The organism is Pseudomonas sp. ICMP 10191, assembly GCF_001467335.1.
GTDB lineage: Bacteria > Pseudomonadota > Gammaproteobacteria > Pseudomonadales > Pseudomonadaceae > Aquipseudomonas > Aquipseudomonas cerasi.
Genome location: NZ_LKGW01000124.1, coordinates 182,265 through 204,133, shown reverse-complemented (window position 1 = coordinate 204,133; position 21,869 = coordinate 182,265). Strand labels below are relative to the sequence as shown.

At 58.5% G+C, this 21,869-nt stretch carries 19 protein-coding genes; 11 read left to right on the top strand and 8 right to left on the bottom strand.

Features of this window, described 5'->3' with window-relative positions:
- The first annotated feature begins 122 nt into the window (after nt 1-122).
- Complete coding sequence (locus tag AO388_RS19330) at nt 123-914, top strand: IclR family transcriptional regulator (RefSeq protein WP_003370434.1); 792 nt, start codon at nt 123-125, stop codon at nt 912-914.
- A gap of 1 nt (nt 915) precedes the next feature.
- Here the strand turns inward: AO388_RS19330 and AO388_RS19325 are convergent, their stop codons facing one another.
- Nucleotides 916-2,487 (bottom strand): sensor domain-containing diguanylate cyclase, encoded by a 1,572-nt coding sequence (locus AO388_RS19325; RefSeq protein ID WP_024662292.1) that lies wholly within the window; start codon nt 2,485-2,487, stop codon nt 916-918.
- Between the two features lie 356 nt (nt 2,488-2,843).
- On the opposite strand from AO388_RS19325, the gene AO388_RS19320 reads away from it, so the two are divergent.
- Nucleotides 2,844-5,042 carry a putative bifunctional diguanylate cyclase/phosphodiesterase gene (locus tag AO388_RS19320; RefSeq protein WP_058416936.1) on the top strand — a complete coding sequence of 733 codons (2,199 nt, stop codon included), beginning with the start codon at nt 2,844-2,846 and terminating at the stop codon, nt 5,040-5,042.
- 60 nt (nt 5,043-5,102) lie between these two features.
- Here AO388_RS19320 and hppD read toward each other — a convergent pair whose 3' ends face one another.
- Together hppD and maiA are read right to left on the bottom strand one after the other, a co-directional pair.
- The gene (gene hppD / locus AO388_RS19315) at nt 5,103-6,179 is read right to left on the bottom strand and encodes a 4-hydroxyphenylpyruvate dioxygenase (RefSeq protein WP_003370421.1); all 1,077 of its coding nucleotides are present in this window, start codon (nt 6,177-6,179) and stop codon (nt 5,103-5,105) included.
- A 142-nt stretch (nt 6,180-6,321) separates the two neighbouring features.
- On the bottom strand, nt 6,322-6,957 hold the full coding sequence (maiA, locus tag AO388_RS19310) for a maleylacetoacetate isomerase (RefSeq protein ID WP_024662294.1): 636 nt from the start codon (nt 6,955-6,957) through the stop codon (nt 6,322-6,324).
- A 157-nt stretch (nt 6,958-7,114) separates the two neighbouring features.
- Here maiA and glcD point away from each other — a divergent pair, with 157 nt between their 5' ends.
- The 4 genes from glcD to AO388_RS19290 are packed head-to-tail and all read left to right on the top strand — an operon-like array spanning nt 7,115 to nt 11,350.
- Nucleotides 7,115-8,614: a glycolate oxidase subunit GlcD gene (gene glcD, locus AO388_RS19305; RefSeq protein ID WP_058416935.1), complete on the top strand. Its 1,500-nt coding sequence runs from the start codon at nt 7,115-7,117 to the stop codon at nt 8,612-8,614.
- Nucleotides 8,614-9,672 carry a glycolate oxidase subunit GlcE gene (glcE, locus tag AO388_RS19300; RefSeq protein ID WP_058416934.1) on the top strand — a complete coding sequence of 353 codons (1,059 nt, stop codon included), beginning with the start codon at nt 8,614-8,616 and terminating at the stop codon, nt 9,670-9,672. Before glcD ends, glcE begins: the two co-directional genes overlap by 1 nt.
- A 3-nt stretch (nt 9,673-9,675) precedes the next feature.
- Nucleotides 9,676-10,908 carry a glycolate oxidase subunit GlcF gene (glcF, locus tag AO388_RS19295; RefSeq protein WP_054081607.1) on the top strand — a complete coding sequence of 411 codons (1,233 nt, stop codon included), beginning with the start codon at nt 9,676-9,678 and terminating at the stop codon, nt 10,906-10,908.
- Between the two features lie 34 nt (nt 10,909-10,942).
- Nucleotides 10,943-11,350 (top strand): heme-binding protein, encoded by a 408-nt coding sequence (locus AO388_RS19290; protein WP_003436282.1) that lies wholly within the window; start codon nt 10,943-10,945, stop codon nt 11,348-11,350.
- Nucleotides 11,351-11,397: 47 nt separating this feature from the next.
- On the opposite strand, the gene AO388_RS19285 is transcribed toward AO388_RS19290, so the two are convergent.
- Together AO388_RS19285 and AO388_RS19280 are read right to left on the bottom strand one after the other, a co-directional pair.
- Nucleotides 11,398-12,327 (bottom strand): YncE family protein, encoded by a 930-nt coding sequence (locus AO388_RS19285; protein WP_058416962.1) that lies wholly within the window; start codon nt 12,325-12,327, stop codon nt 11,398-11,400.
- Between the two features lie 370 nt (nt 12,328-12,697).
- A complete protein-coding gene (locus tag AO388_RS19280) occupies nt 12,698-13,714 on the bottom strand; it encodes a LacI family DNA-binding transcriptional regulator (protein ID WP_054081606.1) in 1,017 nt (338 codons plus the stop codon).
- Nucleotides 13,715-13,997: 283 nt separating this feature from the next.
- Here AO388_RS19280 and AO388_RS19275 point away from each other — a divergent pair, with 283 nt between their 5' ends.
- The 3 genes from AO388_RS19275 (at nt 13,998) to csrA (ending at nt 16,649) form a co-directional block, all read left to right on the top strand.
- Nucleotides 13,998-14,486 carry a gluconokinase gene (locus AO388_RS19275; protein WP_003344097.1) on the top strand — a complete coding sequence of 163 codons (489 nt, stop codon included), beginning with the start codon at nt 13,998-14,000 and terminating at the stop codon, nt 14,484-14,486.
- 98 nt (nt 14,487-14,584) lie between these two features.
- Nucleotides 14,585-15,937, top strand: a complete 1,353-nt coding sequence (locus AO388_RS19270) for a GntP family permease (RefSeq protein ID WP_003436276.1) — start codon at nt 14,585-14,587, stop codon at nt 15,935-15,937.
- A 523-nt stretch (nt 15,938-16,460) separates the two neighbouring features.
- The gene (csrA, locus tag AO388_RS19265; RefSeq protein WP_002554157.1) at nt 16,461-16,649 is read left to right on the top strand and encodes a carbon storage regulator CsrA; all 189 of its coding nucleotides are present in this window, start codon (nt 16,461-16,463) and stop codon (nt 16,647-16,649) included.
- A gap of 118 nt (nt 16,650-16,767) precedes the next feature.
- Here csrA and AO388_RS19260 read toward each other — a convergent pair whose 3' ends face one another.
- The 3 genes from AO388_RS19260 to AO388_RS19250 all read right to left on the bottom strand — a co-directional run bounded on the left by AO388_RS19260 (nt 16,768) and on the right by AO388_RS19250 (nt 20,061).
- Nucleotides 16,768-18,168, bottom strand: a complete 1,401-nt coding sequence (locus AO388_RS19260) for a pyridine nucleotide-disulfide oxidoreductase (RefSeq protein WP_058416933.1) — start codon at nt 18,166-18,168, stop codon at nt 16,768-16,770.
- A gap of 718 nt (nt 18,169-18,886) precedes the next feature.
- Nucleotides 18,887-19,147, bottom strand: coding sequence for a DUF1652 domain-containing protein (locus tag AO388_RS19255; protein ID WP_003370403.1), 261 nt, complete (start codon nt 19,145-19,147; stop codon nt 18,887-18,889).
- A gap of 404 nt (nt 19,148-19,551) precedes the next feature.
- Nucleotides 19,552-20,061, bottom strand: a complete 510-nt coding sequence (locus AO388_RS19250) for a GNAT family N-acetyltransferase (RefSeq protein ID WP_003370401.1) — start codon at nt 20,059-20,061, stop codon at nt 19,552-19,554.
- Between the two features lie 351 nt (nt 20,062-20,412).
- On the opposite strand from AO388_RS19250, the gene AO388_RS19245 reads away from it, so the two are divergent.
- Both AO388_RS19245 and AO388_RS19240 read left to right on the top strand, forming a co-directional pair.
- Entirely contained in the window at nt 20,413-21,357 is a 945-nt protein-coding gene (locus AO388_RS19245) for an alpha/beta hydrolase (protein WP_058416932.1), read from the top strand.
- 54 nt (nt 21,358-21,411) lie between these two features.
- Nucleotides 21,412-21,852 (top strand): GNAT family acetyltransferase, encoded by a 441-nt coding sequence (locus tag AO388_RS19240; RefSeq protein ID WP_058416931.1) that lies wholly within the window; start codon nt 21,412-21,414, stop codon nt 21,850-21,852.
- Nucleotides 21,853-21,869: the final 17 nt, after the last annotated feature.

Here is a 21,869-nt window from a genome sequence, read left to right as displayed (position 1 = left end):
TGGGGTCGGACACAGACACGAGGAAATATCATTTAACGTAAACAGATTACGCATAACGTAATTTGAGTTTGCCAGCCGGTCAAGCTATAAAGCTGCCTTTCCCGATCGGCGCACAGCATCCCATGACCCAGCAAACCGAAAGCCCCGCAGGCGGACGCCAGCAGAAGGTTCAGGCCGCCGAAGTCGGGCTGGGCGTGCTCAAGGCGCTCGCCGAACTCTCCCCTGCCACGTCCCTGTCGAGACTGGCCGAACACTTGGGCATGCCCGCCAGCAAGGTCCATCGTTATTTGCAGGCGCTGATTGCCAGTGGCTTTGCCGAACAGGATGCCGTCAACAATCACTATGGGCTGGGACGCGAGGCGTTGCAGGTCGGGCTTGCCTCGCTCGGCAAGCTGGATGTCCTGAAGGTATCGGCCCCCTGGCTGGCCAGCCTGCGCGACGAGCTGAATCAGACCTGTTTTCTGGCGGTATGGGGCAACAAGGGGCCGACCGTGGTGTATGTCGAGCCCTCGATGGGTGCGGTGACGCTGGTCACGCAGATCGGCTCGGTGCTGCCGCTGCTTGGCTCGTCCACCGGCCTGGTGTTCGACAGCTTTCTGAACGGGCGCGAAACCGCTGCGCTTCGCGAGCAGGAAGTGCCGTTGCTGAGCACCGGCCAGCTGCGTGAGGTCGAGCAGCATGTCGAGCAGATTCGTACCACCGGCGTGCACCAGATTCAGGGCCTGCTGATGCCGGGTATCAATGCAGCCTCGTCACCGCTGTTCGCCATGGGTGACAAGCTGGTGGGGGTGATCACCGTGGTCGGGCCGGGATCGGTGTTGAACGACGAGACGCAGAATCTGGCGGCCAGGCGGCTTTTGCAAACGGCGCAGGCCATCAGCGAGCGTATGGGCGGTAGCCGTCCGTCAGACTGACTCAGGAAGAGGCGGTTGATACCCTGGCGAAATGGCTCGCTCCATGCCAGCCGTGAATCAGCCGACCTTCGACGCGGTTACGCCCTTTGGTTTTGGCCAGGTAAAGCAGCCGATCCGCTTCCGCCAACGCGGCGGTATGTCCATCCTTCTCTGCTGCGTTGATCGACACCACGCCCGAACTGATGGTCAGTTTGCCCAGCGGGCTGGCCGAGTGCTCTATACGAGTGGTTTCAACGGATGATCTGATTTTTTCCGCGATCTTCAGCGCCCCTGCCAGGTCGGTTTCAGGCAGCAGAATGACAAACTCCTCGCCGCCGTAACGTGCCGCGATATCCCCAGCCCGGTCAAGACTGTTGCCTATGAGCCCAGCCACTTGCTTCAGGCAGTCGTCTCCCTGCAGATGACCGTAGGTGTCGTTGTATTGTTTGAACCAGTCAATATCCAGCAGAATGATCGCGATAGTTGCAGTATTCCGGCTCGCCCGCCCCCACTCCTGCTGCAAGGCCGCATCGAAGCAGCGTCGATTGGCCAGGTGCGTGAGGCTGTCCGTGTGAGCGATGATCTCCAGTTCGTTCCTGGCGATGTTCAGTTCACCTTCCGCATTGATCAACTGCTGGATTTGCCGGTACAGCAGGACCCCAAGCAAAACCAGCGCAAGGATAATGATGCCGGTGATGGTCATGGACCGGTGTGCATAGGCCCACCAGGGCGCGAACACATGCTGACAGGAGACGCCTGCAGCGGCGACGATCGGCAACCCGGACACCCGCCGATAGGCGTAGATCCTTTCCACCCCGTCCACCACGGAGTTGATCACCGCGGTGCCGCTGTCGCTGTAGGGCAGATAGCGAGTGAAGATATCGCCCTTGGCGACATTGGTGGTCATCAGTGCGGTTAATGTGGGGCGTCGCGCCAGCAGGTCGCCATTGCTCAGAGCGAGAAAGATTACCCCCTTGTCGTCTACATCCATGCGCTGGAAAAACGCCTGGAAATAAGCCACCGGTACGGTGGCCAGTGCAACGCCAGCAAAACTGCCATCCGCAGCATTGATACGCCGACTGACCGGGATGACCATATCCCCGGTATTACGGCTTTCTACGATAGACCCTACATGAATGGACGGGTCAGGGTTATCGCGATGGTAAATGAAGTAATCGCGGTCTTCGTTGTTCCTGGTGTGCACGCCATTGGCAAAGGAATTGGCGACCCAGTTGCCCTGAGCATCGTAGATGAACAGCCCCTGAAGCCCTTTGACGTTTATCAGGTCTTGAGCCATCAGCCTGGTCAAGCGGCTTTGCTGCTGGCCTGCGACCCCGTCCTGTTCCACACGCTCGACAAGGTCACGCAGCGTATTGTCAGCCTGTTGCAGGGTGTCCTGAGCCTGCTGCTCAGCGGCAAGCACGATATTGGACACCGCAATCCTGGCGGTGGCCGCGCGCTCGAGCTTCGACTGGTTCATCTGCCAGACGGTAGCCAGGGTCAGCGATAGACAGACCAGGGCAATGAAGCCGATCAACGCTTTGCTGAGCGCCGAAGGTGTAAGCCTCGTCGAAATAAAGGAAAGCCGTTTCATAGGGTTGTCATCAAATTGGCAGTGAACCCCGCCATGCAGTTTCCATACCTTAGCGCCACTAACCCGAACACGTTGTTACACCGAGGTCACGCGGGGCTTAGTTGAATGAATGCCCCGCAGGCTAGTTGCTCAAGAAGTCATTACAGGTATTCGGTTTTTTGACGATACAGCTTCTAAGCTGCTAGAGACAGCTACCGATACACTACTGTGAGAGGTGCTGCAATGTATCGAACTTTGCTTTTCCGGCATGGCGCAAGCGCGTGTTGGCAGGGTGTTTTCACCGATGCCGGCACAGCGGCATTGTACATCGATCGCTTCGCGTTTCAGGCGCGATCAGCTTATAGCGATGACCTCAAATGAGTACTTACCCAGTCGGCGATGACGACGAAGAGCGTATTCGGATTTTGAATGCTTTTTCGTTGATGGATACCCCACCTGAGCATGAATACGATCAGATCGTGCAAATGGCATCGCGGATTTTCGACGCGCCCATTGTTCTGATTTCTCTGGTTCATCGCGACCGGCAATTCTTCAAGGCGCGTGTTGGCCTCGATGTCTGCGAAACGGGCCGCGACGTCTCATTCTGTAATTTTGCGCTGATGGGCCGTAACGTTTTTCTGGTGCCTGATGCATTGCAGGATGAGAGGTTCAGCTCAAACGCGCTGGTGGTTGGCGCTCCCTATATTCGCTTTTATGCCGGGGCACCGCTGATAACCGCCAGCGGTCATGTGCTGGGCAGCCTGTGCCTGATCGACAATAAACCTCGGGAGACCTTCTCGGAGCGAGACCAACTGATTCTTCAGGACCTGGCGGTCATGGTCATCGAAAGAATGGAATTGCGTCGGCTCGAGCTCGAGAATGAAGACAGCCACGCCCGCTTCATGAATATCACCTCGACCTCACCCGACGCGATCATCTGCTCGGACAGCAAAAACCGGATCATTTCATGGAACAATTCGGCCGAGCTCATTTTCGGGCATCGATCCGAGGACGCCATGGGAAAGCCTCTCGATATCATTATTCCGCCCGAAATGCGCTCCAGACATCATGCAGGTCTGTCGAGGGTGTCTGCAGGCGGCCCGGCCTCCATTATCGGAAAATCCATCAACCTGACGGCCATCCATCGCGACGGTCATACAATCCCCATCGAGCTCTCGCTCTCACAATGGACGTATGCCGGCGAGCCACAATTCGGAGCGATCATTCGTGACATCACCCAGCGTGTCGAGGCGGACAAATTACTCAAGCATGCGGCTGAATACGATCATCTGACCGGCCTTGCCAACCGATCGACGCTCAAAAGGCGGATCAAGGAAGCGTGCGGCGCACAGCTTTCGGCGGCCATCCTGCTGATCGACCTGGACGGCTTCAAGGACGTCAACGACACGCTGGGCCACGCTGCGGGGGATTTTGTGCTCCAGGTGACCTCTCTTCGTCTTCGCGAAAACGTCCCGGCCAGCCATATGGTCGCGCGTCTGGGCGGCGATGAGTTTGTCGTGTTCCTGTCAGACACGGCAGACCCTGACAACGCGACCAGGCTGGGCCTGGAGCTCATCGCGGTCATCGAGGAACCGATTGAGTTTGAAGACAATTCAATCTACATCGGCGCCAGCATCGGCGTCTCCGTAAGGTCCGGCTGCGACTACGACGAGGAGCAAATGCTCGGCAATGCGGATCTGGCGCTCTACCAGGCCAAGTCTGACGGACGTTCCCTTGTTCGCACCTTCACCTCCGAGCATCGACAGACCGCGTCAAGAAGAGGCGCGCTCAGCTCATCGATGCGTCAGGCGTGGGCTAACAAAGAGTTCGAGCTGTACTATCAGCCTCAGGTACGCCTTGCGGACGGTCGTATTACCGGAGCCGAAGCCCTTATTCGCTGGAACCATCCGACACTGGGTGTGGTGTCCCCGGCGGTTTTTCTACCTGCACTGGAAGCAGGTCTTCTTGCGGTGCCGGTGGGCGAATGGATCCTGCGTTCAGCCTGTGAGCAGGCAGCGCAATGGAGAAATACCGGCTGTGACGAATTCCGCATCGGCGTCAACCTGTTCGCCGCGCAGTTTCGCATGCGTGACTTTGCGGAAATGGTTGAAAGTGCGCTTGAAGACTTTTCCTTGCCAGCACACGCTCTCGAGCTGGAGATCACGGAAAACATCATCCTGCGAAACGAACAGCGCATCATGGAACCGCTGCGCCACCTTCGCTCATTGGGAGTGGGCATTGCATTCGACGATTTCGGTACCGGCTATGCGTCCCTGAGCCTGCTGAAAGACTATCCGGTGACACGGCTGAAAATCGACCGCTCATTCGTAAGTGGCGTTGAGCGCAGCAAAAAAGACGAAGTTATCATCGAGGCCGTTATCAGGCTGGCGAACGGCTTCAATCTCCAGGTCACGGCAGAAGGCATAGAGACCCGCGAGCAGGAAAGTCTGATGCGTCATTATGTGTGCGACGAGGGTCAGGGCTATCTGTATGGTCGTCCCATGCCGGCGCATGAATTTACCGAGCGTTATATCTCGTCTCACAATCGGCAGGCTGACGTGCTCAAGCACAAATGACTCAGAACGAGCCTGAGCAGGCTCATCTGATCGCGCAAGGCGGGCACTTCCGGTTATCGCTCAATCCGGCGTCAGTACACCACGCTGGATCTGGTCGCGTTCGATGGATTCGAACAGCGCCTTGAAGTTGCCTTCGCCAAACCCGTCGTCGCCCTTGCGCTGAATGAATTCGAAAAACACCGGGCCCATCAGCGTGGCGGAGAATATCTGCAACAGCAAGCGACGCTCGCCCCCTTCGGAAGAGCCATCGAGCAGAATGCCGCGTGACTTGAGCTCGGCCTCCGGCTCACCGTGATCGGGCAGGCGGCCTTGCAGCATCTCGTAGTAGGTGTCCGGTGGCGCAGTCATGAAGCGCATGCCGGTTGCTTTCAGCGCGTCCCAGGTCTTGATCAGGTCATCGGTAAAGAACGCTACATGCTGGATGCCTTCGCCATTGAACTGCATCAGGAACTCTTCAATCTGCCCCGCTCCCTTGGACGACTCTTCGTTGAGCGGGATGCGGATCATGCCGTCCGGGGCGGTCATGGCTTTGGAGGTCAGGCCGGTGTATTCGCCCTTGATGTCGAAGTAACGCAGCTCGCGAAAATTGAACAGCTTTTCATAGAAACCGGCCCAATACGCCATGCGCCCGCGGTACACGTTGTGGGTCAGGTGATCGATGAATTTCAGACCGGCACCGACCGGGTGGCGATCGACGCCTTCGATGAAATTGAAATCAATATCGTAAATCGACGTGCCCTCGCCGAAGCGATCAATCAGGTATAACGGCGCGCCACCGATGCCCTTGATCGCGGGCAGGCGCAACTCCATGGGCCCGGTAGCGATTTCCAGCGGTTGTGCACCCAGTTCGAGTGCCCGGTTATAAGCCTTCTGCGCATCTTTCACGCGGAACGCCATGCCGCATACCGAAGGACCATGCTCGGCGGCAAAGTACGATGCCAGGCTGTGCGGCTCGTTGTTGAGGATCAGGTTGATCGCGCCCTGACGAAACAGGGACACGTCCTTGGAGCGGTGCGTTGCGACTTTGGTGAAGCCCATCATCTGAAACACGGGCTCAAGGCTGTTGGGCGTCGGTGACGCGAACTCGATGAATTCAAAGCCCATCAGGCCCATTGGATTTTCGTAAAGATCAGCCATGACTGGCTCCTTGCAGGAAAGTGAGAGTGGGTAACCCTGGCAATCACTGTCCTGCGGGCGGCGCACACGGAATCCCTCGCACGCTGCGTGCGAGAAAATCACCGAATATCAGTTGCAGACCAAGAATCTTCATGAAGGCAGCCTACTCCGGCTTGTCCGATTGTGCATCAGGATGTGCCTGCTGAAAGGCCGGGTGCTGCATGGCCAGATGCTCGACCCGCTGAATACGCGCAAATGCAGTCAGGTCAACGTGGTAACGATGGGCTGCGTACAACTGCGGTAACAGGTAAATATCCGCGAGGCCGGGGCTCGAGCCAAAACAGAAACCCTGGTCCCCGATCAACTGCTCGACGGCCTGCAAGCCTTGGCCGATCCAATGCCTGGTCCAGGCCACGACAGCGGCCTCGTCGTGACCAAGCGTGCGCAACCGGTCAAGCGCCGAAACGTTGTGCAAGGGCTGGATGTCACAGCCGATAAGCGCCGCCACGGCACGCTGTCGAGCCCGCATCACGGCCTCCTGCGCCAGTAACGCAGGTTGCGGATAACGCTCCTCCAGGTATTCGATGATCGCCAGTGACTGAGTGATGACCACTCCATCGTCCAGCCGCAGCGCAGGCACCCTGCCCTGCGGGTTCAAGTCCGTGTAATCAGGTTTGTTTTGCTCGCCGCCCTCAAGCGCCAGGTTGACCGGAACCGCCGTGTAATCCAGCCCCTTGAGGGCCAGCGCAATACGCACACGGTAACTGGAGGTCGAGCGGTAATAAGTGAATAGGTCCACGGGAGTCGCCTGCCTGACGCATGGGTGCGTGTTTTTATTTTCGTAACCGCATTACGTAATGCGTAAATTGCGTGATCAGACCTTCGCTGTCAACTCAAGCTTCGTAGCGAATGAGCTAGGATGCATTAACCCGATAAAAACAACCCAGGGTGGCTTGATGAATATCCTTTACGACGAACGCATCGATGGCGTGCTGCCCGCCGTCGACAAGCAACAACTGTTGCAGGCGCTGCAACAACAGTTGCCCGACCTGGACATCCTGCATCGGCCCGAAGAACTGCGGCCTTACGAGTGCGACGGATTGTCGGCCTATCGCAGCACACCGATGCTGGTGGCATTACCGCGGCATGTGGAAGAAGTACAGACGCTGCTCAGGCTGTGCCACGCACGTCGCGTACCGGTGGTCGCTCGTGGGGCGGGCACCGGGCTGTCGGGTGGCGCGCTGCCGCTGGAAAAAGGCGTGCTGCTGGTCATGGCACGCTTCAATCAGATCCTCGATATCGACCCTTCGGCGCGCCTGGCGCGGGTTCAGCCCGGCGTGCGCAATCTGGCCATTTCTCAGGCGGCAGCGCCCCACGGCCTGTATTACGCGCCGGACCCATCCTCGCAAATTGCATGCTCCATCGGCGGCAATGTGGCGGAAAATGCCGGCGGCGTGCATTGCCTCAAGTACGGGCTGACCGTGCATAACCTGCTCAAGGTCGAGATCCTGACCGTGGAAGGCGAGCCGATGACACTGGGCAGCGACACGCTGGACTCGCCGGGCTTCGACCTGCTGGCACTGTTCACCGGCTCCGAAGGCATGCTCGGCGTCATTACCGAAGTCACGGTCAAGCTGCTACCCAGACCGCAAGTGGCCAAGGTGCTGCTGGCGGCGTTCGATTCAGTGGAAAAGGCCGGACGCGCGGTGGCCGATATCATCGCCGCGGGCATTATCCCCGGCGGACTTGAGATGATGGACAATCTGGCGATTCGTGCCGCCGAGGATTTCATTCACGCAGGTTACCCGGTCGATGCCGAAGCCATTCTGCTCTGTGAACTGGACGGCGTCGAAGCCGACGTGCACGCCGATTGCGAACGGGTCAGCGAGGTATTGACACTGGCGGGCGCTACCGAAGTGCGCCAGGCGAAGGATGAAGCCGAGCGGGTCCGCTTCTGGGCCGGGCGCAAGAACGCTTTCCCGGCCGTGGGTCGCCTGTCGCCGGATTACTACTGCATGGACGGGACCATCCCGCGCCGTGAGTTGCCGGGAGTGTTGCGCAGCATCAGGGAGCTATCCGAGCAATACGGCTTGCGCGTCGCCAACGTGTTTCATGCGGGTGACGGCAACATGCATCCGCTGATCCTGTTCGATGCCAATCAACCGGGTGAGCTGGAGCGCGCCGAGGCACTGGGCGGCAAAATCCTCGAGCTGTGCGTCAAGGTCGGCGGCAGCATTACTGGCGAGCACGGTGTCGGTCGCGAGAAGATCAATCAGATGTGTGCCCAGTTCAATAGCGACGAGCTGACCTTCTTCCATGCCATCAAGGCGGCGTTCGACGCCAGCGGTCTGCTCAACCCTGGCAAAAACATCCCGACGCTGCATCGCTGCGCGGAATTTGGCGCCATGCACATACATGCCGGGCAATTGCCGTTCCCCGACCTGGAGCGCTTCTGATGAGCACGATGGACAACGACGTCAGCCAGGCACTGCTCCAGCGGGTCGATCAGGCGCTCCGCGACAACCGGCCGTTACGTATTCAGGGCGGCAACAGCAAGGCTTCTCTCGGTCGTGAAACGGCTGGCGAAATACTCGATACCCGCGAGCACCGAGGCATCGTCAGTTATGACCCGACAGAACTGGTGATCACGGCGCGCGCCGGTACGCCATTGAACGAGCTGATACAGACGCTGGATGCCGCAGGCCAGATGCTGCCTTGCGAACCGCCCGACTTCGGCGCGGCAACGCTCGGCGGCATGGTCGCTGCAGGGCTCTCGGGACCGCGCCGTCCGTGGAGTGGGTCGGTGCGTGATTTCGTGCTGGGCACACGGGTCATCACCGGTCTTGGCAAACACCTGCGTTTCGGCGGAGAAGTCATGAAGAACGTTGCAGGTTATGACGTTTCACGCCTGATGGCAGGCAGTTTCGGCTGCCTGGGGCTGCTGACCGAGGTGTCGCTCAAGGTGCTGCCCAAACCGCGTCTGTGCAGCAGTATCGCACTGGAAATGGACAGCACGCTGGCCTTGGCGCGCCTTGCCGAGTGGGGTCAGCAACCGATACCGATCAGCGCGGCCAGCCATGATGGCCAAGTACTGCGTCTGCGCCTGGAAGGCGGTGAAGGTTCAGTGGCCGCAGCCCGGGACCGGCTCGGCGGCGAGCTGCTCGATGCCGCGTACTGGCAACAGTTGAATGCGCACCGCCTGCCCTTCTTCGATGACCCTCGGCCGCTGTGGCGGCTCTGTGTACCTGCTGACAGCCGCCTGCCGGATCTGCCGGGCGAGCAGTTGATCGACTGGGGTGGCGCGCAACGCTGGCTCAAGTCGGACGCTGACGGACAAACCATTCGAGCGATCACTATGGCGGTTGGCGGCCATGCGACCTGCTACAGCCAGGGCGTCGTCGACAGCCCCTTCGAGCCGTTGGCCGCACCTGTGCTGCGCTACCATCAGACACTCAAGACCCGACTCGACCCGCAGGGGATTTTCAACCCCGGCCGACTGTACGCGGAGCTTTGAAACATGCAGACCACATTGAGTGAACACGCCAGAACCCTGCCGCGCGCCGAAGAAGCCGAACGTATCCTGCGCAGTTGTGTGCATTGCGGTTTCTGTAACGCCACGTGTCCGACCTATCAATTGCTGGGTGATGAGCTGGACGGTCCACGCGGCAGGATCTACCTGATCAAACAAGTGCTCGAAGGTCAGCCGGTCACCGAGAAAACCCGTCTGCATCTGGACCGCTGCCTGAGCTGTCGCAACTGCGAGACCACTTGCCCGTCCGGCGTGGATTACCACAACCTGCTGGACATCGGCCGCGCGGCGGTTGAGGCCCTGGTGCCGCGGCCACTCGCAGAACGCATGCTGCGTGAAGGCTTGCGTCGCGTCATCCCCCACCCCGGGCTGTTCAAATCCCTGACCGGCATGGGCCTGAAGTTCAGGCCGTTGCTGCCACAAACCCTGGCCACCAAGCTGCCGGAGGCGGTCCATCCTGCCGGACTTCGTCCGCACACCGGTCATGCGCGCCAAGTGCTGCTCCTGGAAGGTTGCGTTCAACCGGGCCTGTCGCCCAACACCAATAGCGCTACGGCGCGGGTGCTGGATCGTCTGGGCATCGGCATTACGGCGGTCAGACAGGCGGGTTGCTGCGGCGCCGTGGATTATCACCTCAATGCACAGGAGGCAGGGCTGGACCGGGCACGGCGCAACATCGACGCGTGGTGGCCCGCGTTGCAGGGCAGTGTTGAAAGCCTGATCCAGACGGCCAGCGGCTGCGGGGCCTTCGTCAAGGATTACGGCCACCTGCTGCGCCATGATCCAGCCTATGCCGACAAGGCCGGGCAGATCAGCGCGCGAACCAAGGATCTGGTCGAACTGCTGCGCGACGAACCGCTGGAAACCCTCGGCATCAAGACCGATCAGCGCCTGGCATTTCACTGCCCGTGTACGCTGCAACACGCGCAAAAACTCGGCGGCGAAGTCGAGCGTGTCCTGACTCGTCTAGGCTTCAATCTGACCACAGTGCCGGACGGTCATTTATGCTGCGGCTCTGCAGGCACCTACTCCATCACCCAGCCTGCCATCGCCCGTCAACTGCGCGACAACCGCATGAACGCACTGGAGAGCGGTAAACCGCAGGTGATTGCCACCGCCAATATCGGCTGTCAGACCCATCTGGCCAGCGCCGGCCGAATGCCAGTGCGGCACTGGATCGAACTGATCGACGCAGCGCTTGGCACGCCTGAATCACACTGAACCCTATTCAATAATCACTGCTCCGGAGAACCCCATGAAGATCAAAGCCGTCCTGACCCAGACCGAAATCAGCCTGATGCTCGGTGCCGCACGCGATGAAGCACGGGCCAATGCCTGGGCCGTGTCCATCGCCGTCGTTGATGACGGCGGCCATCTGCTGGCATTCGAGAGACTGGACGACGCCGCACCGATCAGCAGCTACATCGCGATCGAAAAAGCCCGCACCTCGGCACTCGGCAAACGTGAGTCCAAGGGTTACGAAGAGATGGTCAATGGCGGGCGCACTGCATTCCTGAGTGCTCCGCTGCTGACTTCCCTGGAAGGCGGTGTGCCGGTCATCGTCGACGGCCAGGTAATCGGTGCGCTGGGGGTTTCAGGCGTGAAAGCCGAACAGGATGCTCAGGTCGCCAAGGCCGGTGTCGCAGCACTTGACGCCGACTGACGGGCGGCCCGGCTGGTCACACGCAAGCCAGGCCACTGCAGGAGTCTTCATAGCCGGTAGATCGAGATCCAGCTCATGTCCGGATGGCTGGAATAGATATACGTGCCGGTCTTGTTGAGTACAGCGCCGCCTACCGACGGAAAGTAGGCAATGCAGGTGGCGATGCCCTTCACCGTATCGATCCGGTAAACGTCGTAATTACAGGTGTAGATTGCGTAGACATAGCGGTCATCCGGTGTCACGCCGATGACTTTCACCGGGTAACCCTGCGTGCCGATTTTTTCCCGATAGAAGGTTTTATTGGTCGCGGCATCGACGATGTAGACCTCGTCGATGCCGCCGACATACAGCCAGGCGCCATCGGAACTGAAGGCCATCGAACGTGGGTCGGAAAACCCGGTAATGTCATGCTGCAGGTAATCGACCTTGCTGATCGCAAGAACATCGGTAGGCGCGGTGCGATCAACCAGCATGGTCGCGTAAAACCTGTCGTTCAACGGACTGATCCCGAGGGCCAGCGATGCGTTGGTCAGGGCGCCCAGATCGAACTCGTTTTCGACCGTGTAATTCTCGGTCTCGATCAGACGAATCAAACCGCCGAGCGCATTCTGAAAGGACAGGCAGATAAAACGGCCATCGGCACTGCACAGGATCCTGTTGACGTTGGCTGCCGGGAGTATCCTGATCACTTCGCGCAGTCGCGTATCGACCACGTAGCACCTTTTCTGGCCAATGGTGTAAAGCCTTTTACCATCGGGGCTCAGGGTAATCGCGCCGGCCCCTGCCCGCTTGATGGCGCCCGTTACGCTGGCACTGGCGATGTCGACCACACTGACTTCCCGGCCACTTTCATGGGCGACATACAACGTGGTTTCATCAGGGCTGATAGCGATCTGCGCGGGTACAAAGCCCAGGGGGATAATGCCGGTCAGCCACGCGATGTCCAAGGGCACACCCGAACCGACGGGGTCAGCGATATGCGTCAAGGCTCTAACGTTCTGAGATGCTTTTTTTGCATTTCTCTGATCCTTCAATAGGTCTTGTAAGACCGCCAGAACGGGGAATAGATAAGAAGATATATCCCCGTCATCCAACGATGCGGCCAAGACACTTATGCCGCTCCGAGCCAAAAACATAGGGTCATTGAATACTCAACACGGGGGGATGGGTACTGTCAGAAATGACAGTCAAAATGTGCCGGAACCGTTCGAATGAGGGTATCGCTGGCAGTGCAGGACAGCGCGGTCGGGCACTCCAGCCCGAAGGCATCGAGCCCGCAGAGCGCCATTACCATTGGTCAGCGCAATGACCCGGAGGAGGCTCGCGAGAATTGGCCGGGGAAAATCCTCAAGAGCTTTCCCGCACCACCAGCTCAAAGCCGAGATCCACCAGAGGCTGCTGGGTGACCCCGTCAAGCAGGCCCAGCAATACCTGAGCAGCGCGCTGCCCGACTTCTTCTCTGGGCGTGCGTATCGAGGTCAGGCGCGGCACCATGTGCGCGGACCCCGGCAGGTCGTTGAAGCCCACCAGAGAGACTCGTTCGGGAATCGTGACGCCCAGGCGCAAGGCCTCCAGCGCAGCGCCTTGTGCCAGGTCGTCGTTACAGAAAAATACCCCGTCGACATCCGGATGCTGGTCAAGCAGGCGCGCAAACAACTCCCCGCCCAGACCGATCGACGAGGCCTGGCGTGTCGAGACCTGCAATGCTGGGTCGAACAGCCCGGCGTCTTCCAGCACCCGACGGAACCCGGCGCCACGTTGCAGTACACGAGGGTCGAGTTGGGCGGCCATGTACGCCAGCCGACGGCGGCCACGCCCGAGCAGGTGACGCGCGGCTTCAGCACCGGCCTGTTGTTGCGAGAACCCGACGCAATAGGCGCCCAGGCGGGTGTCGAGTTCCATCATGTGCACGCAGGGTATGCCACTGGTTTCAAGCATCTGGCGAGACGCTGCCGTGTGGTCGAAACCGGTCAGAAGAATACCGCGCGGGCGATTGACCAGATGGTTGCGCAGCAGCTTCTCTTCCTCGTCAGGTGAGTAATGGTAGTTGCCGATGACCACGTCCAGGCCCCGCACGCGCAACACGTCCTGAATGGCTTCCAGCGTCTCGATGAACAACTGGTTGGACAGTGACGGCACCAGTACCACGACGGTCTGACTGCAGGAAGAAGCCAGTGCCCTGGCGGCCGGGTTGGCTACATAACCCAGGCCCTGCGCCGCAGCACGGACCTTTTCCACAAGTTCAGGCGCCACGGTGCTGATACCGCGTAACGCACGCGAGGCAGTGATCGGAGAGACACCAGCCAGCTTCGCCACTTCATTGAGCGTGGGGCGACCGGTAGAGCGGGAACCAATGCGTATCATGCGTTGCCAACTAACATAAGGGTTGCCAAATGTGTCGAATGCCCCATAAGGTAGCGCTGTCTCATGGAACGTGACAACGCTTTATCGCTGGTTTCACAGGGGTTGCCCGGTTCGGGTCCCGCGGAGAACAGCCTCCCATGCTTATTGATGAGCCCAAAACAACGACAAATAACTGGAACAGCCCGGGCTGGGACTCATGTCCACCCGAAAGAAGACAGCGCTGTCTCCAGATGAGGTGCCTACTGTGACAACTGCGAATACTGCTATTTCCGCCCTTGTGGTGATGGGTGTGTCTGGCTGCGGCAAAAGCGCCGTGGGTGCCGAGATTGCCCTGAACAGCGGCGGCCGTCTGATCGAAGGCGACGCGTTCCATCCACCGGCCAACATCGAAAAGATGAGCGCCGGAACCCCCCTCAACGACGAAGACCGTGCCGGCTGGCTGACCCGCCTGGGCGAAGAGATGGCTGCCGCCCTCGCCAACGGTGAACACCCGGTGCTGACCTGCTCCTCGCTCAAGCTCATTTATCGCCAGCGCCTGCGTGATGCGGTGCCTGGCCTGGGTTTCGTTTTTCTGGAACTCAGCAAGGAACTCGCCAGCGAACGCTGCTCGCACCGGCCTGGGCACTTCATGCCCGCCAGCCTGGTGGACAGCCAGTTCGCGACCCTCGAACCGCCCTATGGCGAACCGCTGACATTGATCGTGGACGCGTCCCAGCCTATCGATGTCATCGGCAAACAAGCCGCAGCATGGTGGAAAGGCTCTCACGCCTGATAAAGGTGTGAGTGCAAAAGACAGCGCTGTCTTGCGCACACACGATTGAAGTCGGCGCTGTTAACAGTTCCTTAAAACAATAAACCGGAGAGACACCCATGTTCGGTATGACCCATGAGACGTTCCTGCTCGTCGATGCCTTGGTGACCATCGTCGGCCTGGTGCTGCTGATCACCACCTTCAAGGTGCACCCTTTCGTCGCGCTGACCCTGGCGGCAGGCTTTCTTGGCCTGACCTCGGGAATGCCGGTCGAAAAAGTCATGAAATCCTTCCAGGACGGCTTCGGTGGCGTACTGGGCTTCGTCGGTATCATCCTTGGCCTGGGCACGATGCTCGGCAAGCTGATGGCCGACTCGGGCGGCGCAGACCAGATTGCGCAAACGCTGATACGCACCTTCGGCAAGCAGAAAGTGCACTGGGCAATGATGTTCTCTGCCTTCCTGGTGGGCATCCCGTTGTTCTTCGAGATCGGTTTTGTCCTGCTGATACCGCTGGTGTTCATTGTCGCGCGACGCACCGGCGTGCCCATCGTGAAGATCGGCATTCCGCTGCTGGCAGGCCTGTCAGCCGTGCACGGTCTGGTTCCACCGCATCCGGGTCCGTTGCTGGCCATCGGCATCTTCGGTGCAGACATCGGCAAGACCATTTTCTACGGACTGATCGTTGCTCTGCCAACCGCCATCATCGCTGGCCCGATCTTCGGTAACTGGATTTCCAAAAGTATCCCCGGTACGCCGTCCAAGGAACTGATGGACCAGATTGCCAAGGAGTCGAGCACTGACAACCTGCCAGGCTTCGGCATCACGCTGGTGACCATCCTGCTGCCAGTCTTCCTGATGCTGCTCAAGACCTTGGCCGACGTGGTATTGCCGGAAAACAACATGTTCCGCATCTGGATGGATCTGATCGGTCACCCGATCACCGCCCTGCTTGCCGCGCTGTTGCTGGCGTTCTACACCTTTGGTGCCGCGCGTGGGTTTGACCGCAGCAAGATCATGAAGCTGCTGGACCAGAGTCTCGCTCCGGTGGCGGCAATCGTGCTGATCGTGGGCGCAGGCGGTGGCTTCAAGCAGATGCTGGTGGCCAGTGGCGTCGGTGACGTGATCGGGCACATGGCTGTGCAGGCGCAGATCAACCCGATCATGCTGGCCTGGCTGGTAGCGGCGGTCATCCGCATCGCAACCGGTTCGGCGACGGTGGCAACCATTACCGGTGCCGGCATCGTAGCGCCGGTGGTCGGCCTGATTCCAGGCGTCAATCGCGAACTGCTGGTGCTGGCAACCGGTGCCGGTTCGTTGATCCTGTCGCACGTCAATGACGCCGGGTTCTGGCTGGTGAAGCAGTACTTCAACATGACCGTTGCCGAGACCTTCAAGACCTGGACAGTGATGGAAACCATCCTCTCGGTCGTCGGCCTGATTTTCATCATGCTGTTGTCGATGGCGGTGTAAACCCCGGACCAGGCCTTCGCGGGAGCTGCAGCCCGCGAACGCCTGGCCCCGCCTCACGCCTGTGCATCACCCTTCCCAGCCCCCCGCAATACACCGCATCAGCGTGGACACTACGGTGATCTGCAGCCCCTTCCTACACACTCGTTCGCCACTTTCATTTGAATTTTCAGAAAGCCCGGGCAATCTGGTGAAGTCGTGCCTACGCTTGTACTCATATCGAAATGGCTTGAGCAGCACCGTCGACCGAGACGATGACGACCCTGAACGGTGCAGCGGCTGACGTTACTTTTTATATGACGCCAGTAAATACGGGCATTTTCACGTCGAAACGGGCAGAATTGGCGCACTCGTCGTATCCGGGATGCAAATCTCGATGACAAGAAAATGAACCGAGGGAATTTAATTCACCTGTGCGACGTCATAAGACGGATGCATTTGGATGCACTCGGCAACAATCACCACGCAAAGGCAAACGCCAGCCTCTTGAGAGAGGCGTTTTCAAGAGGCCATCAAGGAAAAGATTATGTTGATACTCACTCGCAAAGTAGGCGAAAGCATAAACATCGGTGACGAGATCACCGTCACGATTCTTGGCGTTCAAGGGCTTCAAGTCCGCCTGGGCATCAATGCACCTAAAAATGTTTCAGTGCATCGTGAAGAAATCTACAAACGTATCCAGGCAGAACTGGCTCCCAACCAGGACCCACAATAATCCCCGCACCACCCCCTTATTCAATGCTGATCTGCCGTTTATTGGCAGACCGGCCGTACGGCGTCCCTGGGACGCCGTTTTTTATGGCCGCCATTCTGCGCTTCTCTGCTGCACCGGCCTAACCGGCCTGAAGGCCTAAAGCCGCCTGCAGGAACCCCTCCGAAATGAACGTCTCGGCAGCTACAGGTTGATGAGCGAGTCTGCGCGTGACCGCCTCCAGTACCACTCGGCTGGCATCATGATGAAACTGCCAGACGCCGTATATCCGGCCGTCGAAGGCGGGTTCGCTGCCCAATTGCGGGTCTACGCCCAGTCCGGCGCCCAGACCGAAAAGATGCAGGCCCTTGATTCGACGACCGTGCTGGTCGAACGGGCAGCCGCCAGCGTCCGAGTCGAGTCCCCCCTTGGCCTCGCGCAAGCTGACAAGGTTGCCATCGGCATCCTTGAGTCTGGGCAACACGGGCTGATAACCAGAGCACTGCACGATCACAGTCGAGTCAGCCAGGACACGTCGTGCCTGCTCGTGTTCATCGGGGCGTCCGCCCAGTGTCTGCACCATCTGCACGTGCACGCCGGTTTTGCCTACGCGGCCACTTTGCAGCGCTTCGCGCCCGATCTCCAGGGCACGGTAACGCAAGCCTCCGGAACGGTTGATCCGACCTGAAACCGGACAGACATCAAGCTGCGCGTCGAATGCGTAGCCGGCTGCGTGCGCCAGTTCAGCACTTTCGTAAAACAGCCTGATACTGCTCCGGTGAACCAGTGACAGTTCTTGCAAGCCAGCAAACTCCAGTGCATCCGCCAGATTCTCAAGCGTCGAGAAAGCGCTGTGAGATCCCCCGACGATGGTGATACGCCCGTTATCGGCCAGCGCCGGGGCAAATACTTCGCGTAACTGCACCGCGTTCATGCGCAACAAGCGGTCAGCGCTCTGGATAGTGCAGGTGTCCGGCAGCGTCAGACCTTGCCGGGCAAGATCATCGATCAGGTGTTGTGGATCCTGGCGCCCGCCCAGGTTGAGTACCAGCGTCTGGCAGCGCACGCTTCTTTTGCCGTACACGCTGTCAACGTGCAGACAGAACTCGTCGCCCTCGCAAATCACCTCATCAAGGCGCGTGCCGGACCATACTTCTACGCCATAACGTTGCACGATGTGGTCCAGCACCAGCCTGGCTGCCTCGGCCATGAGCAGGCCCACATCCGACAGCTGTGGCGCGCTCTGTGCCTGCGCCTTGATGCGCCAATAGGCTGCCGAGTACTCAAGGGGTTCGAACACCTCGCGCAATGCCGGATCACGAAGGCAATCGATGAATACATCGCCTACCGAGTTGGCAGTAATCCGGTAATCTCCCAGCGCACCCGCCCCGGGCTGGTCGCTTGCATCAATGACAATCAGTCCTTTGGCAGCGAGCCCGGGCATCGCGCCGCTCTTCAGGGCGTAGAACAAAAAGCCCATGCCCGCGAGCCCGGCACCTCCCACCACGCAACCGCAGGCTGTTTCCATACAGTTATCAAACATAATGATGCTCCATCGTCATTTTCATACGTGGGTGCAGTCCAGATGTTCTGGATGTCGAATACCTGATTGATAAGGCGAACCAGCGTCCCTGCACGATTCGAGGCGAAACACATGCAGCACACTACACACGCGCTCATTCACGGCGCCCATGAGACGACATGGTTAGAGAAGGTGTTCTTCACAAAAAATTACACTAGGTACAACAGACACAGGCCCAATGTTCAGACCTGACAGGAGAAGGCGTCATGCTACCGCCCTTTTTAAGACAACGCTTTTATCAGCCTGAAAAGAGTGACAATGCGTTACAAAATAAGTCGGGCAACTGAATAGTTGCAAAGAAAATCGGGGGTGTCAAATGGGCTGCAAGCGGCGACAATGGCCTGGAACGCTTTATAACCTGATGATTTGAATGACCTTGTATCGTTTAATCGTTGAATGACCCTTCAAAAGAGCAGTTCTGGCTGACATTGACGCATTCAATGCGTTCAACTTATTTTTTATAGTCTGCGCTAAAAACAGCATTCTTTCGACGCTGTTAATTTGACGAGCATAAAGCGGTTCTGCGCCACCAAAGGTTCGCGTTCATGAAGACCCGCCTAGCCTCTCTGCCTGCGCCGAATGCGGTGGATAAAGCGGCTCTTAGAAACGACAAGGCCCCGATCAGCGATGATCAGGGCCAGGTAACGTGATGCCGGGGCATCAGCGGGGTGCAGCAGTATCAGGCAGCGCTGTAATACGCTTTCGCCACCCGGGGCATTACCGGTTCTTCGCGCAACTCGGCCACCAGTGCCGAGATGTCCCGAACCGTATTGATACGGCTGAGCGGCAGATTCATCTGGCGCTGGGTACGCCCCGATACCGGGTCGCTTATCTGCACGTTCATCTGATCATTGGCAATCGTGCAGGTGCAGCGTAACGGCAGGAACGCACGTTCAACGATGCTTCTGAGTTCTAACTCGGACAGTCCACTCGCGATCATCTCTTTATCTCCTTATGTGTGTAAGCATGTCCCGACAGTGACAAATTTTTGATAATTTTTATTGTTGATGACTTTTTAAAAACGGCCCGCGCCAGCCCGCCAATTATCCGTCGCCACTCACTTGATGCTTAAACCCGTTATACACTGCGCGCTGCACTTCAGGCAACTTCCATACCTGAATATCGATCATCCTTTTAACGCGGTTTCTTATTGAGTGCTCCCACAGAAAAAACGATTCACCCTCATGTTCTTCAACAGAATGGGACTCGGCGTGAACCGCAGCGTATAAAAGGCACGTGAACGGAAGGAATAAAGACCGACGAACGGTTGAACATGAAATGGTTACTGCGCTCGCAAGGCACGCCCGCTCCTTTAAAAGAGTCCTGCGTGCCCCGCTCGAAAACTTACTCTTGTGTGTCTTGCATGTTCTCTTTTGCGTCGGTGCCGGACAGCCGGAGGTGAATCAGCGCAACACGCTCGCCACGCTTGTCGCGCTTTTCTTCGATGTGGAAAGGACGAAATCCCATCCGCGGATAGAACAGCAGGCCCGGGACGTTGTGGTTGTAGCAGGACGCGATCATTTCACTCGCCTCGTGCTTGTCGAACGCAATCCCCATCATGGTGGTGATCATGAAGCGCCCTACTCCTCTGGAGCGGGCTTTCGGTGCGATGATGACGTTGCCCAGCGAACAGCGGCCGCGAAACGTGCAGAGAGAAAAGTTGGCAAACCCTACTACTTCGCCATCCATCTCGATGACAGTCGAATCATGACGCGTCTCAAGCGCTTCGATGAGTTGCGAGGCGGTCAACGGGTACGTGGCCCTGGGGAACATATAGAACAGCTCATCGGCATTCTGCGGCATCTCGCAGATGAGGGGGACGTCTTTTTCTTCCAGGGGACGGTAGGTGAACATAGGCGGTAACCTCTTGAAGAAATTGAAGAAAGCGCGGGAATACAGCAGGCAGATCGGCGAATCCGGCGGCGGTAGATGACAAAAACACAGCGCCCTCGCCGACACAGCATAATCCGCAGCTATCGATAAGGGCTACCTCAATAACAAAACGTGCTAATGAGCGTCGTTGTCCAGGCTGCCTTCGGGCCACATCGCGCAAGGTATTGAAGCCACCGGTTTTACTCGCCTCGGTCTATCAATCCTTCCGGCGCAGGTACGCAATATCCTGTAACCCGGCGTTCGTCGGCTGGTCTTGCATCCCGGATGCAGATTCTGCATTTATTTCACTTTGTTGACCGGACTCTCCTTCTTATGTCGATTTCGCCTCTGGCTCGCTTCAAAGCCCGTCCGCTCAGATGGATTAGCATGATAGCCGTCATCCTTGGCCTGCCCGTTGGCTGCGCAGTGCTTGAACACAAGGAGCGCGAACTGGTATTTCGCATCGAGCCCGGTACCGCCAGCTGGTACAGCGGTCTGCCGGCAGATGTACAGGAAATCGAACTCAGTACACCGGCATTCGGTAACTCACAGAATATCCACGCATGGTGGTGGCCCGCTGCGGACAAGAACGCCCCGGCGGTGCTGTACCTGCATGGATCACGATGGAACCTCACCGGCCAGCTGTTCCGTATCCAGCAACTCAAGGCGCAGGGTTACTCGATACTGGCGATCGACTACCGGGGTTTCGGGCAAAGCATGGGCCAGCTGCCGTCGGAGAAGTCCGTGTATGAAGACGCACGCATCGCCTGGGAACGCCTGAAGCAATTGCAACCCGATCCGCAGCGCAGGCTGATTTATGGACATTCTCTGGGCGGTGCGGTGGCAGTAGATCTGGCTGCCGAGCTGGGCGAAGACGCTGAAAAGGGCAATGTGCCGATTCAGGCCCGCGGGCTGATCATAGAATCCACGTTCACCAACCTGGCCGATGTGGCTACCGCGCTGGCCAATACCTCGCTGCCGGTGCGCTGGCTGCTGTCGCAGAAGTTCGACTCACTGGACAAGATTGCAGACATCCATATGCCGGTGCTGATCGTGCATGGCACCGAGGATCGCTATGTCCCGGCCCGCTTCAGCGAACAGTTGTTTGAGGCCGCGCAGGAACCGAAGAAACTGCTATTGGTGCCTGGCGGTACGCATAACAACAGCATGCAGCTCGGGCAGCCCGCTTACAGCCGGGCCATTCGCGCCCTGCTCGATACACCCGCATCGTTGCCTCAGGTGACAAAACAGCGCAAGGGCTCAAAGACCGCCGGTTAGACAATGCAGGGCGCGTGGCCTTAGTCTTCGGATTCATGGCTAAAGGACCCCGCAATGAACTGTATTGTCGAGTATTCAGACCCGCATCACCGTCTCGCGGTCATCCAACTGTGGAAGACCGTCTTCAATGACGAAAAGCCGCACAATCGCCCAGACCTGTCGATAGACAAAAAAAGGGCTGTCGACGACCATTTGTTTTTCGTCGCTCTAGCGGATGACGAGGTGGTCGGGACCCTCCTTGCCGGCTATGACGGTCATCGCGGCTGGCTGTATTCGGTTGCCGTTGATCCCCAACAGCGTGGCAAAGGCCTGGGCACCCGGCTGGTCAGGCACGCTGAAAAAGCGCTCACGGAGCTTGGCTGTGTGAAGATCAACCTGCAGATCCATACCTTTAATGAAAGCGTGCAGGCCTTCTATCAAACCCTGGGCTATACGCCTGAGCCCATTATCAGCATGGGTAAGCGGATTGATGCCAATGTACCTAATCTGCCCTGAGCCGTGCGCCCCCTGTT

What these genes read in the sequence shown, in the direction of transcription:
- AO388_RS19280 (WP_054081606.1), bottom strand. Translation starts at nt 13,714, where the DNA reads ATGATACGCATTGGTTCCCGCTCTACCGGTCGCCCCACGCTCAATGAA.
- hppD (WP_003370421.1), bottom strand. Translation starts at nt 6,179, where the DNA reads ATGGCTGATCTTTACGAAAATCCAATGGGCCTGATGGGCTTTGAATTC.
- AO388_RS19320 (WP_058416936.1), top strand. Translation starts at nt 2,844, where the DNA reads ATGAGTACTTACCCAGTCGGCGATGACGACGAAGAGCGTATTCGGATT.
- AO388_RS19245 (WP_058416932.1), top strand. Translation starts at nt 20,413, where the DNA reads ATGTCGATTTCGCCTCTGGCTCGCTTCAAAGCCCGTCCGCTCAGATGG.
- AO388_RS19325 (WP_024662292.1), bottom strand. Translation starts at nt 2,487, where the DNA reads ATGAAACGGCTTTCCTTTATTTCGACGAGGCTTACACCTTCGGCGCTC.
- AO388_RS19260 (WP_058416933.1), bottom strand. Translation starts at nt 18,168, where the DNA reads ATGTTTGATAACTGTATGGAAACAGCCTGCGGTTGCGTGGTGGGAGGT.
- AO388_RS19255 (WP_003370403.1), bottom strand. Translation starts at nt 19,147, where the DNA reads ATGATCGCGAGTGGACTGTCCGAGTTAGAACTCAGAAGCATCGTTGAA.
- AO388_RS19240 (WP_058416931.1), top strand. Translation starts at nt 21,412, where the DNA reads ATGAACTGTATTGTCGAGTATTCAGACCCGCATCACCGTCTCGCGGTC.
- AO388_RS19275 (WP_003344097.1), top strand. Translation starts at nt 13,998, where the DNA reads ATGGGTGTGTCTGGCTGCGGCAAAAGCGCCGTGGGTGCCGAGATTGCC.
- csrA (WP_002554157.1), top strand. Translation starts at nt 16,461, where the DNA reads ATGTTGATACTCACTCGCAAAGTAGGCGAAAGCATAAACATCGGTGAC.
- AO388_RS19330 (WP_003370434.1), top strand. Translation starts at nt 123, where the DNA reads ATGACCCAGCAAACCGAAAGCCCCGCAGGCGGACGCCAGCAGAAGGTT.
- AO388_RS19290 (WP_003436282.1), top strand. Translation starts at nt 10,943, where the DNA reads ATGAAGATCAAAGCCGTCCTGACCCAGACCGAAATCAGCCTGATGCTC.
- glcE (WP_058416934.1), top strand. Translation starts at nt 8,614, where the DNA reads ATGAGCACGATGGACAACGACGTCAGCCAGGCACTGCTCCAGCGGGTC.
- glcD (WP_058416935.1), top strand. Translation starts at nt 7,115, where the DNA reads ATGAATATCCTTTACGACGAACGCATCGATGGCGTGCTGCCCGCCGTC.
- glcF (WP_054081607.1), top strand. Translation starts at nt 9,676, where the DNA reads ATGCAGACCACATTGAGTGAACACGCCAGAACCCTGCCGCGCGCCGAA.
- AO388_RS19250 (WP_003370401.1), bottom strand. Translation starts at nt 20,061, where the DNA reads ATGTTCACCTACCGTCCCCTGGAAGAAAAAGACGTCCCCCTCATCTGC.
- AO388_RS19270 (WP_003436276.1), top strand. Translation starts at nt 14,585, where the DNA reads ATGTTCGGTATGACCCATGAGACGTTCCTGCTCGTCGATGCCTTGGTG.